General features: G+C 41.6%; 15 protein-coding genes and 3 pseudogenes. 9 read left to right on the plus strand and 9 right to left on the minus strand.

Annotation, left to right across the window (positions count from 1 at the left end; all coding sequences use genetic code 11):
• The first annotated feature begins 50 nt into the window (after positions 1-50).
• Positions 51-962, plus strand: coding sequence for a polyprenyl synthetase family protein (locus tag F967_RS04075; protein ID WP_004760916.1), 912 nt, complete (start codon positions 51-53; stop codon positions 960-962).
• A gap of 19 nt (positions 963-981) precedes the next feature.
• Positions 982-1,269 carry a DUF3817 domain-containing protein gene (locus F967_RS04080; RefSeq protein ID WP_004681563.1) on the plus strand — a complete coding sequence of 96 codons (288 nt, stop codon included), beginning with the start codon at positions 982-984 and terminating at the stop codon, positions 1,267-1,269.
• Positions 1,270-1,354: 85 nt separating this feature from the next.
• Here the strand turns inward: F967_RS04080 and F967_RS04085 are convergent, their stop codons facing one another.
• The 4 genes and pseudogenes from F967_RS04085 to F967_RS04100 all read right to left on the minus strand — a co-directional run.
• Positions 1,355-2,206 (minus strand): SPFH domain-containing protein, encoded by an 852-nt coding sequence (locus F967_RS04085; RefSeq protein ID WP_004675007.1) that lies wholly within the window; start codon positions 2,204-2,206, stop codon positions 1,355-1,357.
• A gap of 16 nt (positions 2,207-2,222) precedes the next feature.
• Positions 2,223-2,690, minus strand: a complete 468-nt coding sequence (locus tag F967_RS04090; protein ID WP_004675003.1) for an NfeD family protein — start codon at positions 2,688-2,690, stop codon at positions 2,223-2,225.
• A gap of 184 nt (positions 2,691-2,874) precedes the next feature.
• Positions 2,875-3,792 (minus strand): patatin-like phospholipase family protein, encoded by a 918-nt coding sequence (locus tag F967_RS04095; protein ID WP_004798366.1) that lies wholly within the window; start codon positions 3,790-3,792, stop codon positions 2,875-2,877.
• A gap of 62 nt (positions 3,793-3,854) precedes the next feature.
• Positions 3,855-4,079 (minus strand): annotated as a pseudogene (locus tag F967_RS04100) (acyltransferase); the annotation flags it as partial.
• Positions 4,080-4,321: 242 nt separating this feature from the next.
• On the opposite strand from F967_RS04100, the gene F967_RS04105 reads away from it, so the two are divergent.
• From F967_RS04105 to F967_RS04125, 5 genes are all read left to right on the plus strand, one after another.
• A complete protein-coding gene (locus tag F967_RS04105; protein WP_004798370.1) occupies positions 4,322-5,569 on the plus strand; it encodes an MFS transporter in 1,248 nt (415 codons plus the stop codon).
• Between the two features lie 348 nt (positions 5,570-5,917).
• On the plus strand, positions 5,918-7,042 hold the full coding sequence (locus F967_RS04110; protein ID WP_004798372.1) for a porin: 1,125 nt from the start codon (positions 5,918-5,920) through the stop codon (positions 7,040-7,042).
• Between the two features lie 123 nt (positions 7,043-7,165).
• A complete protein-coding gene (locus F967_RS04115; RefSeq protein ID WP_004798373.1) occupies positions 7,166-8,806 on the plus strand; it encodes a phosphoethanolamine transferase in 1,641 nt (546 codons plus the stop codon).
• Between the two features lie 21 nt (positions 8,807-8,827).
• Entirely contained in the window at positions 8,828-9,505 is a 678-nt protein-coding gene (locus tag F967_RS04120) for a DNA-binding response regulator PmrA (RefSeq protein WP_004764020.1), read from the plus strand.
• 6 nt (positions 9,506-9,511) lie between these two features.
• Complete coding sequence (locus F967_RS04125) at positions 9,512-10,849, plus strand: ATP-binding protein (protein WP_004681553.1); 1,338 nt, start codon at positions 9,512-9,514, stop codon at positions 10,847-10,849.
• Between the two features lie 6 nt (positions 10,850-10,855).
• On the opposite strand, the gene F967_RS04130 is transcribed toward F967_RS04125, so the two are convergent.
• The 5 genes and pseudogenes from F967_RS04130 to F967_RS13585 all read right to left on the minus strand — a co-directional run bounded on the left by F967_RS04130 (position 10,856) and on the right by F967_RS13585 (position 15,036).
• Positions 10,856-11,665: a lipopolysaccharide kinase InaA family protein gene (locus F967_RS04130; protein ID WP_004798376.1), complete on the minus strand. Its 810-nt coding sequence runs from the start codon at positions 11,663-11,665 to the stop codon at positions 10,856-10,858.
• 52 nt (positions 11,666-11,717) lie between these two features.
• Positions 11,718-12,434, minus strand: coding sequence for a phosphatase PAP2 family protein (locus F967_RS04135; RefSeq protein WP_004681549.1), 717 nt, complete (start codon positions 12,432-12,434; stop codon positions 11,718-11,720).
• A gap of 409 nt (positions 12,435-12,843) precedes the next feature.
• Positions 12,844-14,031: an ammonium transporter gene (locus tag F967_RS04140; RefSeq protein WP_004798378.1), complete on the minus strand. Its 1,188-nt coding sequence runs from the start codon at positions 14,029-14,031 to the stop codon at positions 12,844-12,846.
• Between the two features lie 305 nt (positions 14,032-14,336).
• A pseudogene (locus tag F967_RS14660) lies at positions 14,337-14,770 on the minus strand (type II toxin-antitoxin system VapC family toxin).
• Between the two features lie 92 nt (positions 14,771-14,862).
• Entirely contained in the window at positions 14,863-15,036 is a 174-nt protein-coding gene (locus tag F967_RS13585) for a type II toxin-antitoxin system Phd/YefM family antitoxin (protein ID WP_004681546.1), read from the minus strand.
• Positions 15,037-15,102: 66 nt separating this feature from the next.
• Between F967_RS13585 and F967_RS14665 the strand changes: the two are divergent.
• Both F967_RS14665 and F967_RS04150 read left to right on the plus strand, forming a co-directional pair.
• Positions 15,103-15,214, plus strand: a pseudogene (locus F967_RS14665) (molecular chaperone DnaJ); the annotation flags it as partial.
• 89 nt (positions 15,215-15,303) lie between these two features.
• Complete coding sequence (locus F967_RS04150; RefSeq protein WP_004681545.1) at positions 15,304-16,494, plus strand: hypothetical protein; 1,191 nt, start codon at positions 15,304-15,306, stop codon at positions 16,492-16,494.
• Positions 16,495-16,569 lie beyond the last annotated feature (75 nt).

The following is a 16,569-nucleotide window of genomic DNA, read 5'->3' on the forward strand; positions in this document are numbered from 1 at the left end:
TCTGACAGGTCCTGTCTTTATCCTTATCATTCAAGCTTCCAGAGGCAATTGTGTCATCTATTTCTCAAGTTAATGCGGATGTTTTACAACAAGCTCAACAACGTATTCAACAGGATTTATTGACAGCATTGGCTGCATTCTCCATTCCAGAACCGTTAAAGGCCGCTGTGCATCATGCCGTGATGCTAGGGGGAAAGCGTGTTCGTCCTGCATTGTGTTATGCAACAGCAGCTCTATTGCCGAATCATAATTTTGCAGCGGCTCGTCGTGCTGCCGTTGCGATTGAGTTAATACATTGTTATTCCTTAGCACATGATGACTTACCCTGTATGGATAATGATTTACTGCGTCGTGGGCAGCCAACCTGCCATGTGGCATTTGGTGAGGACACTGCCTTGTTGGCAGGTGACATCTTGCAATCCATGGCATTTGAAATTCTGGGAAGCCGTTTGTTTGATGAACAAGGTCAAGGTACAGATGCTGCAATTGTACTGAAGCAAATGCAGATTTTAGCCACCGCCAGTTCAAAAATGGTCTGTGGTCAGGTACTGGATTTACAGGCTGAAGGCAAACAGGTCGATCAGGCTGAACTGGAAAATATTCACCGTAATAAAACAGGTGCCTTGATTCAGGCCGCGATTATGATGGGTGCAGTGACAATTTTTGCAGGTACGGATCAGGCGATTCCAAAGTTGCGCCAGTTTGGGCAAAGCATTGGTTTGGCTTTTCAGGTTCAGGATGACATTCTGGATATTACCGCCAGCACTGAAACGTTGGGTAAAACTGCGGGTAAGGATGAGCAGGTACAAAAATCGACTTATCCAGCCTTAATGGGTTTGGAAAAAGCTCAGGCCTATGCGCAAACCCTACATGATCAGGCATTTGAAGCATTGGGCTATTTTGGTGATGGCGCCAGAGAGCTGGTGGCAATTGCACAGTTTTTACTGGCACGAAAAAGTTAATGACAGGAACAGCATCATAATGAATATTAAAACTTTACGTTTCGTGGGTACGCTTGAGGGAATCAGTTTCCTGTTATTGCTTGGTGTTGCGATGCCGATTAAATATATTTGGGATAATCCTGTTTTTGTCAAATACATTGGTATGGGACATGGAGTACTGTTCTTGTTGTTTTTAGCGGTCTTGCTGGTTGTTTGTCACCGTATGAAATGGTCACTGAGTATTTTTAACATGGGGTTGATTGCTGCGATCCTACCTTTTGGCCCTTTTATTTTTGATCGTAAAATTAAGAAATTAGCTGAGCAATAAATATCAACTACACAGGTTAGATGGTATTTGCTCAATAAAAAAACGCACCATCTTTAGAGATAGTACGTTTTTTTATAACTAAAAATTAATGCTTACCCATAATCCCACGAATTGCATTCAGTACATCAGCAGGGAGTACCACAGTTTTTGAATTACTTGATTTGGATAAATCCTGCATGGCTTTCACATATTGTTCACCCAATAGGTAGGCAACAGGAATTTCTTTATCTCCCACAGCACTGGTGACCATTTCAATGGCACGTTGTGAGGCTTCAGCAAGTACCACTTGCGCTTCTGCATCACGACGGGATGCTTCCAGACGGCCTTCTGCACTTAAAATAGCTGCCTGTTTTTCACCATCTGCTTTGGTTACAGCAGCACGACGTTGACGCTCTGCTGCCGCTTGTTCTTCCATTGCAGCCTGCATGGTATGTGAAGGTTGAATATCCTGAATCTCAACGGTTTTGAGCGTGATTCCCCAGTCTGAAATATCATCAGAAATCGCGGCTTTTAATTTCGCTTTGATATGGTCACGGGAAGACAACGCATCGTCCAAGTCCATTTCACCCACGATGGAACGTAGTGAAGTTTGAACAAGGTTTTGAATTGCCCATGTATAGTTTTCAATGCCATACACCGCTTTTTCAGGTGTGGTCAGGTTGATATAGGCAACTGCATTCATCACCAAGACCGCATTGTCGCGTGTAATCACTTCCTGTGAAGGAATATCCAGCACAATATCCTTGGTGGTGATTTTATAAGCCACTTCATCAACATATGGAATGACAAAATTCAGGCCAGGACTCAACGTAGTATGATATTTACCTAAACGTTGTACAATCCATTTATAACCCTGGGGAACAATACGAACCCCTTTAAAAATGGTTATACCAATAAAGACCAAAAGAGCTAAAACAATAATCGCTCCAGCAGACATATCAAAACCCTCTTTGTTATGAAATATTACTACTATGTGGTTGGACCACTAAATCATTACCTAGAATATCAACGACCCGAACACGGTCACCGACTTGAACAGCCGTTGTGGTTCGGCAATTCCATTCATCTGAGCCCAAAACAGGCATTGGAAAGCGTACAATGATCTGATCATGGTCAAGCCCAGTACGGATGACCATACCCACTTGTCCAATCGTGGCTTCCCGTGGTAATCCTGCCTTGGTTTTATCAGTCGAGAGTGGCTTGATAAACTTGAACCAGAGTATCGTACATAAAATAGATAAAATTCCCCAGGTCACCACTTGGGTGGTAAAGCCCATCATTGGGAAAAGCCACAGTAAAATACATACCATGACTGCTGCTATGCCAAACCATAATGCGGCAAAAGCAGGCAAAATCAACTCTGAAAGAATCAGTAAAATCCCTAATACGAACCAGTGCCAAGGTTCAACTACAAACTCCATAGATTTGCTCGCATCATTAAACTGAGTGGAGGTGAAAAAATATTCACTTTCTCCACTCTAGCAGATGATTATCTTTATGAATATAAAAAGATTGTTTTTTTAGAATGGGGGGGGATGCGAGCTGGAAAGCTTACTCATAGAGCAAGCATTTTTGAAATGCACACCACGACTTAATATTGTTTTTTTAGAATTTAGCCCGAGGCGCTGGCTGTAATGCAGCAGGGGACTTCTTAAAATCAGTAATGGCTTTTTGAATGGCAACGATTTTACCCTGAGCCGCTCTTTCACCCTCTAAAATCGCTTCATTACTTGATTTAAGGTCAAGCACACCAAGATGACCAACTTTAGGCTGAATCACGACGTTTGCCTGATTCAGCTCCTCATTAATACTTTGCTGTCCCATAATATTAATGGTTTGGTCGAGCAATCCCCACATACTCAATGGTTTGTCACCCGTTGGACGGGCTGAAATATCCACCGCAATCACAATATCAGCACCCATATCCTTTGCCGTTTTTACTGGAATTGGGCTGACCAGACCGCCATCGACATATTTGGTATTGCTAATTACAGTGGGTACAAAAACGTTCGGAATACTACAGGATGCACGCACTGCCTGACCTGCATTGCCCTTAATAAATTCAGCCTTTTTGCCATTGTCTAAACGGGTTGCAACCGCAGCAAAACGGATTGGGAACTTTTCAATCGGTTTATTGCCCACCTGAGCATTGACATAGTTCTGTAGTTTCTGGCCTAAAATAATGCCCTGACTGTTGAGGGTTAAATCACGCAGATCAGACTCTTGCAGCTTTAGGGCAAGGTTTTGCATTTGATAAGGTGTTTGACCGCTTGCATAGATACTGCCCACAAAGCTGCCTGCACTGGTGCCTGTCACAATCTTGGCCTTGATTCCATGTGATTCCAGCACCTTGATCACACCAATATGAGCAAAGCCCTTGGCACCACCACCACCCAACGCCAGTGCGATCACAGGTTCACGGGCCTTGATTGCTGTTGTAGGCGGTGTTTTTTTTGCAGTCTGATCACAACCAAATAAAGCCAGGCTAAGTAAAGTCAGGCAAGACAGTCGAGCAATTTTCATATTAAATGCAGATAAAGTGTACAAAAAGATGGGCACATCAGAGCAGATTTGCCCTTAATTTTCTAGTTTTTTTTCACAAGTTTTTGTAAGGGTTCAGCCAGCCAGTGTGGATTCTTTGGTGAGAAATGGCCCTCATAACATTTCATAATTTTCTCAAGGTCTTGCTGATAGTGTCCTGTCGTGGTGAATGCGCCCAGACTATAGATGGTCTTGTGCTCATAATCGAAAGAAAACATCACAATCGGTACACCAGCGGCATGGGCAATATGATAAAAGCCACTTTTCATCCCTGACCAATGAAAAGTTTTCTGCACAATGCACGACTATACGCTCTGCCACGTTGCGGAACTAAGGGCGGTAAACCTGGAAAATCTTGTGGCATAAGCGAAGATAGATCATGAACAACTCCTATCATCTTAAATCCTCATGACAGTGCCTGCATTGGCAAAAAATAAGATTTTATTGCCATGACACTGAAAGGATTGGATACTTTGGGCTTCGCCATAGCTTGCCAAGGGAAACTGAAAAAGTGGCTAATCTCCGACAGATTTACATTTTATTGTTTTCCCTATATTGGGCACAGGGACTTCCCGTTGGCTTTATGACCCACGCCTTACCCGTGATTTTAAGGGCGCAGGGGGTATCTCTGGCACATATTGGTGGCTTTGGGTTGTTGATGCTGCCGTGGTCAATCAAGATTTTTTGGGCGGCCTATGTGGATCGTTATGCCTTGTCACGTTTGGGGCATTATCGTAGCTGGATTGTCCCCACTCAATTATGTAGTGTGTTTATTCTGGTCATTTTGTCTTTTTTTCCCATTCAGTCTCTGGACCAACCCAGCTATTTGATCATTTTTTTTGTGCTATTGCTGCTCATGAACCTTACGGGAGCAACTCAGGATATTGCCACAGATGGTCTTGCTGTGAACCTGCTTAAAAGTGATCAGCAACATTGGGGCAATACCTTTCAGGTGATCGGTTCCCGTCTGGGCTTTATTGTCGGTGGTGGAGCGGTACTCTGGGGGCTGGACTGGCTACATTGGCAGGCAACATTTCTTGTGTTGGCGGTACTGGTTTTCCTGAACACATTACCTGTTTTATTTTATCGGGAACCGCTTCATTCAAGGCCAAGCGTTGATGATCCACAGGTTGCTCCCTCATTCATACAGGCCATCAGGAATTACCTGAATTATTTTAGCTCATCCAAAGCGCTTAAAAGCTGGTTAATGGTCTTGATCAGCTTCAAGGTCGCGGATGGTTTGGCAGGGCCATTATTAAAGCCGCTTATGGTGGATATGGGATTGAGTTTCACCCAAATTGGCGTGTTTATCACCATGTTTGGTGCCATCGCTGCGCTGATCGGGGCAGCTTGTGCAGGTGTGCTGCTGAAGTATTTTTCTCGGGCACAGTGTCTGATCATATTTTCCCTGTTGAAAATCCTGAGTCTGGTCGCTTATGCCTTTGTTGCATATGCATATGACCAGCAGGTTCAGGTTGCACCGTTATGGCTATATGCCGTGAACGCATTTGAAGATGCCTGTTCCGCGATGCTGTTGGTGGTGATGTTGACCTTGGTGATGCAATATAGCCGTAAGCAATTTGCTGGAACAGACTTTACCTTTCAGGTGTCAGTCATGGCGACAGTGAGTGGTTTGCTGTATCTGATCAGTGGAATCGTAGGGGATGTACTCGGATATTACCGTTATTTAGCCATGATTTGTGGGGTTGCCATTTTCTGTTTATGGCCGATATTCCTTTGGAAAAATAATGCAAGATGAAAATATAGTTTTATTACAATTTTTTCTAAAATGGCCTACGATTGAAATAGGTTTTATGTGCTGAAGTCATGTTTTATATGGAAAATTGAAGTAATTTATAAAAAACAGTTGTTTTATGAATAAAGGTGTTTTTATTGAAATAGAAAATAAATTTATTTTCTTAATTGATTGATAGTTAAAATAATAATCTGGATGAAGAGATAAGAAAAAATCGAGTTAAACGGTACTGAAAAAGTGTCTAAAAATTAAACTTTAGTCGAAAATGGAATAAATTAATAAGATTTTAATCGTTTTGTCATATAAAGTTAATGTGTAGGATTTGTTACAAATTTAGCTAGGACGTACACAATGAAAATCAAAATTGTAACAGCAGCAGTGTTTGGTTTACTTGCAACCACAACATTTGCAGCACCGACCATTTACGGTGAAATTGATGCCAGTGTTGACTATCTACCAGAAAAAAATGCAACCAAGGCCAACAAGGATGTTTGGGAAATTAGTTCAAATAGTTCATTTATTGGTGTTAAGGGCGATGAAAAACTTACAGACCGCTTAAGTGCCGTTTATGCTATTGAATGGGGCTTCAGCGCAGATGGTGACAGTACAGACTGGTCACAGCGTAACCGTTTTGTCGGTTTAAAAGATGTCCAGTTGGGTACAGTGAAAATTGGTGTACATGATACGCCATTGAAGCAACTTTCTAGTGTCGTTGATACTTTTAACAACTATGTTGCCAATAAGGCCGACATTGGTGGAATTTTTGGTGGTGAAACACGTGTTAGCAACGTCGTTGTTTATGAATCACCAGCAGTAAAAGTTCCTGTACTGGACGGAGCCATTAAAGTAAGTGGCCTATTGGCAACAGGCGAAGCAACAGGAATTGATACCAGTAAATCAGGTGTTGTTAAAACAGCAGGCCGTGGTTTAGGTGATGCATGGTCAGCGTCAGCAAGCTTTGAAAGTCCGTTATTGGTTGCTGGTATTGGCTATGATAAAGCCATTCCAAGCACATTCCTTGGACGTGGCTTTTTAAATGCCTCTGACAAGGCAATTTCACCAACGGCTGCCCCAGCGATATTTGCCGCGGCAAACACCATCCGTGCCATTGGCCGTGTCAACCCAGTGAATGGTTTGGCGCTGAAAGCACTATTCCAAAGCTCTGAGGTCGAGAATGTGGCTGGCAATACCGCAGGCGCAGACAAGATTGATGATGCCAAGGGCTGGTTGCTTGGTGCGGAATACACCATTCCACAGGCAAAGAACTGGACAGTAAAAGGTCAGTACAGCCAGAACACCACCAGCTTTAAGGATACCACGGCTGACTTTGAGGCCAAACAGATCATTGGTGGCGTGGACTATGCATTTAACAAGCAGGTAAAGACTTATGGCTATGCAGGTTACTTAACGCTTGAACAGGCCAGTAAAAAGGATAAACAGCCTGTTGCTGGTTTAGGTCTGGAATTTAAGTTCTAAGAATTAATATCATTATCATTTTAACAAAAAGACGATCACTTGATCGTCTTTTTCTATTTAAGTCATTTTTAAGTTTGTATTTTTATATTTAAAAAGAAGCAGGATATTGATGTTTAGACTGTAATGATGACATTTTTTCAAAATTTAAAGAAAAAACCTATTTCTTTAATTGTATTTAATTTATTACTGGCAATTTGGTTGGGTGTATTTTTAAATATTGCCTTTTTTGAAAAAATACACATGCTGACGCCATATAATGGTGTAAAGGCAGGATTATTTGTTGTCGCTTCAATCATTATTGTGGTTGCCGCCTATAACTTTATTTTCCAGCTTTTTAACTGGAAATGGACAGCAAAACCTCTGGCGATTGTACTGGTATTTATTGGTGGTTTTGCCGCTTATGCAGTGAATACACTAGGCGTACTCATTACATCTGACCAAATCCAGAACTTGATGCAGACTGATATTGCGGAAGCGCGTGATACCTGGTCATGGCATTTGGTGACATGGACTTTGGGAATGACAGTATTGCCGATTATTGTGATTCTCATGATGAAAATCAAACCTGAACCCATCATTCGTCAGCTATTGCACAAGGTCATTGCTTCTGTTGTCTCTCTGGCGATGGTGTTAGGGCTATTATTTGTTTTCTATGTTGATTTTGCTGCAATCTTTCGTGAAAACCGTGACCTGAAAGGCATGATTTCGCCGCAGAACATGATTGCTTCCTTTGCTTCGTATTATAAGAAGAAAGCACCTAAAGAAAATTTACCACTGATGGTGTATGGTGAAGATGCGGTGATGAAAAAAGCACAAGATTCATCTTTACCCAAGTTGATGGTGTTGGTGGTGGGAGAAACCGCCCGTGCTGAAAACTTCTCCTTAAATGGTTATGGCAAAAACACCAATCCGAAACTGTCACAACAGGATATTTTAAACTTCTCGCAGGTCAGTTCATGTGGTACGGCAACCGCGGTTTCGGTTCCCTGTATGTTCTCAGGTATGCCGCGTAAAGAGTATGAAGAACGTCTTGCCAGCCACCGTGAGGGATTACTGGATATTGCCCAGCGAGTGGGTTATCAGGTGACCTGGATTGATAATAATTCAGGCTGTAAAGGCACCTGTGACCGTGTCAATCAATTCAAGATTCCTGAACCCATCCAGCAGAAATGGTGCAAGGACAAGGAATGTTTTGACGATATTCTGATTGATAGCTTTAAGGCCTATTTAGCCACAATTCCGCAAGATGACAATCGTCCACGTTTGATTGTACTGCATCAAATGGGCAGTCACGGACCAGCCTACTATAAACGTATTCCCGCACAATTCAAAGTGTTCAAGCCGACCTGTGACACCAACGCCATTCAGGGTTGTAGCAGAGATGCATTGCTGAACAGTTATGACAATACCTTGCTCTATACCGATTATGTTTTGGACAGCCTGATTGAAACATTAAAAAATACAACGAAATACCAAACTGCTTTGTGGTATTTATCTGATCATGGAGAGTCCACAGGTGAAAGCGGTATCTATTTGCATGGTGCGCCTTATGCGATTGCACCAACGCAACAAACCCATATCCCGATGCTGATGTGGTTCTCCACTGTCTGGAAAAATCAGGCAAAACAACAGGTCAAGTGTTTGGCACAACAGGGCAGGCAGGAGTTGAGTCAGGATAACCTGTTCCCGACCATGCTGAGCCTGCTAGATGTCAAAAGCAAGGTGATCGACCCGAACAACGATATGCTGGCAGCATGTTCCTAATCCATAAGGTGTGATGAAATCATGACCAAAATCTTGATGATCGAAGATGATTTTATGATTGCAGAGTCAACAATGACCCTGCTGCGCTATCATCAGTTTGAAGTGGAGGGAGTCAATAATGGGGTCGATGGCTTGGCATTGCTGACCAAACAGTCTTTTGATCTGGTTCTGCTGGATTTAGGCCTGCCGCTGATGGATGGTATGCAGATTCTCAGACAGATTCGCCAGCGTACCTCAATTCCTGTGCTGATTATTTCGGCACGCGACCAGTTGCAGAATCGGGTGGATGGACTGAATCAGGGTGCGGATGACTATTTGGTCAAGCCTTATGAGTTTGATGAATTGCTGGCCCGTATCAATGCACTATTGCGCCGTGGAAATTCAGAAACCGCCTTATTGAAAAACCAGTCACAGCTAATTAAAAGTGGTGAGTTGACGCTGGATGTGGAACAGCATTTGGCGACTTTTAAAGGGCAGCAAATTGAATTGTCCAACCGTGAATGGGCCATCCTGATCCCAATGGTTACGCATCCCAATAAAATCTTTTCCAAAGCCAACCTTGAAGACAAGCTATATGATTTCGATAGTGAGGTGACAAGCAACACCATTGAGGTGTATGTCCACCATTTGCGTGCCAAGCTTGGCAAGGACTTTATTCGAACCATTCGTGGGCTAGGCTACAGACTGGGACAACCCTGATTATTTATGAAAAAAATGAAGCAATATTCACTGAAAAAAAGACTGATTTGGGGAACATCTGTCTTTAGTCTTCTACTTGGATGCTTGCTGATTTTTACCGCCTATAAAATTGCCCTGCATGAGGTCAATGAAATTCTGGATACCCAGATGCAGTATATGGCTGAACGCTCCGCCGTTGAACCGATCATAAAGATTGCCAGCAAAATAGAACTGCACCGCAGTTACCATGAAGAGGATTTACTGGTTGATATTTGGGCATATAAAGATCAAAGCCACCTTTGGCACCCAACCCATTTACTGGTTCCCCCTGTAAAACAGGCGGGTTTTTATACCCAAAATACTGTGCAGGGCACATGGCGGGTTTATGTATTTCCCTTAAAAGACTATCAAATCCAGATTAGCCAGCAGGAAAAGGTACGTCAAAGCTTTGCCTGGGAACTAGCGGGCAGCATGTTTATTCCCTATATCCTGATGTTGCCATTTGCGATCATTGTACTGGCCTTTATTATCAGTTTAAGCCTAAAACCACTGGAAGACTTTAAAACTGAGCTGACCCAACGAGGGTCTGAGGGATTGGCACCAATTGATAGTGACGAATATCCGCAGGAGTTGATTCCAACCATTGAGGAAATGAACCGTTTATTTGAACGGATCCAGCACGCACAGACCGAACAGAAACAGTTTATTGCCGATGCGGCACACGAACTCAGGACGCCTGTCACCGCCTTGAACCTGCAAACCAAGATTCTGATTAGCCAGTTTCCTGAACATGAGGCTTTGCAAAACCTCAGCAAGGGACTGGCACGTATTCAGCACTTGGTAACACAGTTGCTGGCCTTGGCAAAACAGGATGTTGGATTAAGCCTGATTGAACCAAACACCCAGTTTTACCTGAATGATGTGGCACTGAACTGCGTGGAGCAACTGGTCAATCTGGCAATGGAGAAAGAAATTGATCTGGGCTTTGAGCGTAATGACCTGATTGAAATGCAAAGCCTTGAGCCAACCGTTCACTCGATTATCTTTAACCTGATTGATAATGCGATCAAGTACACTCCGAATCAGGGCATCATCAATATTTCGGTTTATGATGATACCGATGGCTTTGCCTACGTGCAGATTGATGACAGCGGGCAGGGCATTGATCCAGACCAATACGACAAGGTTTTGAAGCGTTTTTACCGTGTGCATCATCATCTGGAAGTGGGCAGCGGTCTTGGACTTTCAATTGTGGATAAGGCCACGCAGCGTTTGGGTGGCACACTCACTTTATCAAGAAGTATTGATTTAGGCGGTTTATCGGTGCTGGTAAAACTTCCTAAAAAACTGGAGCATCATGCATAGAGAAAACTATGCTGATGCGTTTTCAGCGTGTTCTTTAAGGTCGCGCAGAAACAACACACATTTCTGAATACGTTTTCCATCATTACCGACCTTGCTTACATTGAAATTAAGTACCCAGCTCAGGCGTTTTCCAACCTTGGCAATGTCCTTATAGACTTGCGGCTCAGCAAGCAGCGCTTTGTACAGGATGAGGCTGGCATCATTTAATTGTTCAAATTCAAAATGATAGGCCGTTGAGAAAATAAACAGCAACCAGTCACGTACAAAGCAGTCATGCAGGCTGAGTACATCACGTGGATCAGTTTCAAAGTCAATAAAGCTAAACTGATTCTGCTCATCGACTAGAATATTGCGTGCAAAGGCTTCACTTAAATACCCACCTTTCTGATGTATGCTTTGAATGGACTGAATTGCCTGGGTAAATAGTAGAAATTGTGCATCAGGATTTTCCTTGCGGCGGGCAAGCGCCTGATCTAGTTGCTGAATCTGGCTTTGATGCTGTATTCCAATGTCCTGTAATAAAATGCCTTTTTCCGAAACTGCCAACACATTTGGCGTGGAAACCCCTAATGCTCTGAGTTGCTGAATACGCTTGAATTCACACTGAATTGCGATTGATCCCCCTCGGTTGGGAACAGGCATGATTGCACCGAGGTTGAATATTTTTGCCAGCCATTTCAGTGGGGTGTAGAGCCATAAACCATGACGCTCGGAAGCCTTTTTAAGCCAGACCTTGCCGATGTTGAGTTGGTAGGCCTCAATCGAATTCTGTTGTGTGGTTAAAGACGATTCTAAAAAAGTTTGAAAGTCAGACATAGGCCAGCAAAAAACATCCTGATGTTTATAAACACTTACTTGTAGTAGGTGTTCACTTTACCACATCAAGCTGTGCTTGCGGTACGGAATTACGGTCGGGGAGCGATACGTGGTATTTTTCAGTGACCGCATAGAGAACAAAGTTAATGGTTAGGCAAATCCAGCCTGTCCAGAGATTATGGCTGAGGAAGTGTGCGCCACGCATCATCTGTGCCCAGCCCATCGCAAAACCCAGTGTTAAACCTGCAAATAAATAAAACCATGCACGTTTTCTGTCCTGTAAACGGTAGGTAAAGTAGCCTGTGAGCAAGGCAAAGCCTGTGCTGGCATGTCCACCTGGAAAGCAGTGTCCCGCAGTTGCGGAATAATCCCAAATAAAACCTGTGACAGTCTTATGGGTCATATCCCATGGGCAAGCATGAGAAGCTTGTGCTTTCATTAGACCAATAATGCATGTACATAACATACTGACCCAAAACATATAGCCATACTGCCAACGTCTTGCTTTCAGTTTCTCAACCTTAAATGATAAACACCAAAGTACAAAAAAGATGATGTAGACCACTGTCAGGATTTTCTTCACATAAGTATGACTTAGGATGGCTAAATACCAGTCGCCCTTTAATTGGAAATGTCCTGTGCTATCCACCCAGGGTTGAATAAGAGATAAATCAATCTGTCCAGCGACTGGAAATACAAAAATCAATACCAACCCGCTGAGAATAAGTAGGCAACTGTTCCATAAGAGAAAAGGGGATTTCATTAACATAATGAATAAATAATAATGGCGCAGATTGGACTGAGATTTAAAATGATGGAACTTAATATAAAATTAACCAAAACTTAAAGAAAAATTAAATTTATTTGAATGATAATTTTTATTATTATCTGATGTTACTCAGTAAGTGTATTTTTGGGTACTTTCACCACAATATATTGTGGTTGAATTTTTGAAAATTTACAACATATAGGCTAGGTGCGTAACATCAGTTATTATAATAAAAATGTTATTCATATTATAAGGTAATACAAATTTATAAAATAAATGTGGAGCGAGCTAATACATTTAAAATGTATGTTTGAAATAAATTTTTTATGTTTAAAATTATTCCCTTGTAGTGAGGTCTGCACATACAAGGGAAATTTTAGGAATACTTGTTTCTAATCATTAAACCACATCAGAATATGGATTCTTCAGAGTTTGCCGAAATTTTGTGAATGGAAAGGTCTGCACCGCGATATTCATCTTCCTGAGAAAGACGGATACCCAAAGTCGCTTTTAAGATGCCGTACACGACAAAACCACCAATCAGCGCAATGATAATACCTAAGCTTGTACCAATGATTTGGGAAATGATGGACACGCCACCCAATCCGCCTAAAGCCTGCTGACCCAAAATACCCGCAGCGATGCCACCAAATGCACCACAGACACCGTGTAAAGGCCATACCCCCAGTACATCATCTACCTTGAGCTTGTTTTGTGTATAAGTAAACAGGTAAACAAACAGGGCACCTGCAACGCCGCCAATGAATAATGCACCAATAGGATGCACAATATCCGAACCCGCACAGATTGCGACCAAACCTGCCAATGGACCATTGTGCAGGAAACCAGGGTCATTTTTACCCATAAAGTTTGCTGCCAAAGTACCGCCAACCATCGCCATCAATGAGTTGATCGCAACTAAGCCAGAGATAGCCTCCACACGTTGAGCGCTCATCACGTTAAAGCCAAACCAGCCTATAATCAAAATCCATGAACCTAAGGCAAGGAATGGAATGGATGATGGTGGATGCGCACTGACACGGCCATCATTCTTATAGCGACCATTTCGAGCACCCAGCAAAATCACGGCCGCCAATGCAATCCATCCACCCATGGCATGAACCACCACTGAACCTGCAAAATCATGGAACCCAGCACCAAAGGTTTTTTCCAGCCAACCTTGCAAGCCATAATTGCCATTCCAGATCATGCCCTCAAAGAATGGATAGATCAGCGCGACCAGAATCAGCGTGGCAATGGCTTGGGAGCGCATTTTGGCACGTTCAGCAATACCACCAGAGATAATCGCTGGAATGGCGGCGGCAAAGGTGAGCAGGAAGAAACAGCGCATCAGGTTGTAGCCATGATCGGCAGCCAAGGTAGTGCCTGCATGGAAAAAGTTCTGTCCGTATGCAATCCAGTAGCCCACAAAGAAATAGGCAATTGCTGAAATGGCAAAATCAGTTAAGATTTTGCTGAGCGCATTGACCTGGTTTTTATGGCGTACTGTGCCCAGTTCCAAAAATGCAAAGCCAGCATGCATTGCTAATACCAGTACTGCACCGAGCAGTAAGAAAAATAGATCTACGTTTTGCATAGTGGTGCTCAAAAAAAGTGCTAAATTCGGTTTTGATACAAATATTTGATTCGTTTTTTGCACCAAAATAGATTTAGTAAATCTAAAAACTCAAGCTGTCGTGGAACAACCCAATTTGATGGATTTTTTAATGCAAAAAAAGCACCAATTTAGAATTTAAATTGTAATTTTGATGAAAAGTGGTGCGATTTGCTTAAAAAGAGCACAGTTTTATAGAGGGGAAATAAAATGACTGATGTTGTTGCGCGTTTGATTAAGCTAAAGCCTGATGTGATGGAAAATGTTGAAGCGTGGAAAAATGCGGGTTATATAAACCAATTGACCAACCTTAAACCTGAAATATTTTGAAAGTCTTTGCTATTACGAGTGACCAAAGGTAAGCCTTGAGCCATTGCGATTGCCGCAATCTGTCCATCTGCAAAGGAAATATTAAGCCCATTTTGTTGTGCTTCTAAGCGAATTTCAGCATGAATTTTGGCAGCAGATTCATGATAAGAAACAATGGGAATCAGACTGACAATGTCTGTAAAAAAGAACCAATCATTTCTTTACGTTGGCCTTGAGGCATTTTAAGCCAACCTAAACGCAGTTCATGCCAAACTAAGCTCGGAATCGCAATTTCATATTGATACAGTTGAAATTGCGAAATGATGTGTGGATTAGGCTGGGGCTTGATCAGTTCAGAAATGATGTTGGTATCTAGGAGATAACTAATATGAGATAGGGTAGAATTTACCATGAAAAATTTCGCCCCTGTTCTTGTGAGCGTTCAGGCTGAAAATCATCAGTCTCATTTTGTAAATCTTGTATATGTTGTTGATGCCATGCTGATCATGCCTGCATAAGACTTTGTGGCTGATGACCTAATTTTTGATAGTCATTGAAAGATAAGAGCACCGCAGAGGTTTGCCCTCGTTGTGAAATAAAAATCGGTTGACCTTGTTTGCTTTGTTGTATCAGTTGCGCAAGATTGGCTCGGACTTGGCTAAATGGAATGTTGTTCATATTATTTGTCCTATTTAGATGTACATTTGAATTGTACATTTTGTAAGGCGAGTCTAGTAAGTATAAGATGCCGATTGTACTGATTTAAAGCCGCAGTTGAAGTGGGAAAAAAGAACGTTTAAAGTATATGAAAAAGCTGAGTGGCGGGGAGATGTTGTTGGGGCATGGGGTTTTATGAGATAAGAATTTTACTTTTAAAACAAATGGTCGTAGGCATGCTTTCTGTTAAAATATTGAGTCAAATCGCATTTGTATTGAAATAAAGTCATGAGCATTTTAGATTTAAGTTTGTATCAAGAAACTGAAAATTTATCTCCACAACAAAAAAAGTTTAATCGTCAGATTCAAAAAATTGAGAAATTACAACTCTCTTTGGTTGAGTGGCAACAAGCACAACAAAAAGTACAGCAGGATGCAAGTGTTGAACTCTTGCCATTATATGCTCAATGGCACCAAGTTTTATTTAGTCAACTAGAGGTACTTTGGCAATATAAACAATCGCATAAATTTGCTAAAACCCATTTAGAGCGTTTAGATCAAAAAATCTCAATTTTAGTGAGTCAACTTTTAAATAATCCCAATCTGTCTGAAGAACAACATAAATTGACCATCGTCATTGCTCAATTTTATAAAATTTTAGAAGACCATGATCATTTGCCTACATCACAAGTAGATGATACAGAGGATGATTTTCATTCAGAGCATGATGTTGATGAAATGATGGAAAAACAAGTGATGAAAGAAATTCTTGCAGATCAATTGGGTGTGTCTGAGGACTGGATTGACTTTGATTTTGATCTCGAAAATCTTGAAGAGTTTATGCAAAAAGTAAAAGAAAAATTTGATCGAGAGGAAGCTGATTTCATTCAAAATCAACTGAATGATCATGAACGTGAAGCATATCAAAAGTTTGCAGAAAAAGAAAAAAAGAAAATTTTAAAGAAGCAAATGCAACTTGAAGATGCAAAAAAAATGGCAGGGCAGTCATTAAAAAGCATTTATTTAAAAATTGCCTCTGTGATCCATCCTGATCGTGAACGGGATGAGCAAAAACGTATAGACAAAACCGAGCTCTTGCAGCAAGCAAATACTGCACTTGAAGAAAAAGATTTACTTACGCTATTAAAGTTACGTGCTTATACAGAACAAGGTGATCAAAAACAAGCAGTTAAAATCGCAAATGAACATTTGAAATCTTATAATCTATTGCTAGAAGATCAAATTGAGCAATTGCAAATGGAGTTAGATCACATTATTTACTCATTTGATTGGAAAAGCTCAGGTTTTTATAAACACACTTTTAAACCTGCTGATTTGGCTAAGAAGTACCAATATGATTTGAGGGAAATTCGAAGAAAGCTATTACAAGATGAACAGTGTTTAAATAGTTATAAGGATTTTGATTGTTTAAAAAACTTACTTAAAAATAGAGCATTCGGCTGGTCATTTAATTTTTAAAGTGGTTTGAGCCTGTAAATAAGCTTTTAGTTGTTCAAACAAGTGGGACCACCTCTGTTTAGCGTATTGAATATA

Origin of the sequence: Acinetobacter sp. CIP 102637, assembly GCF_000368425.1 — a bacterium.
Taxonomy (GTDB): Bacteria; Pseudomonadota; Gammaproteobacteria; order Pseudomonadales; family Moraxellaceae; genus Acinetobacter; species Acinetobacter parvus.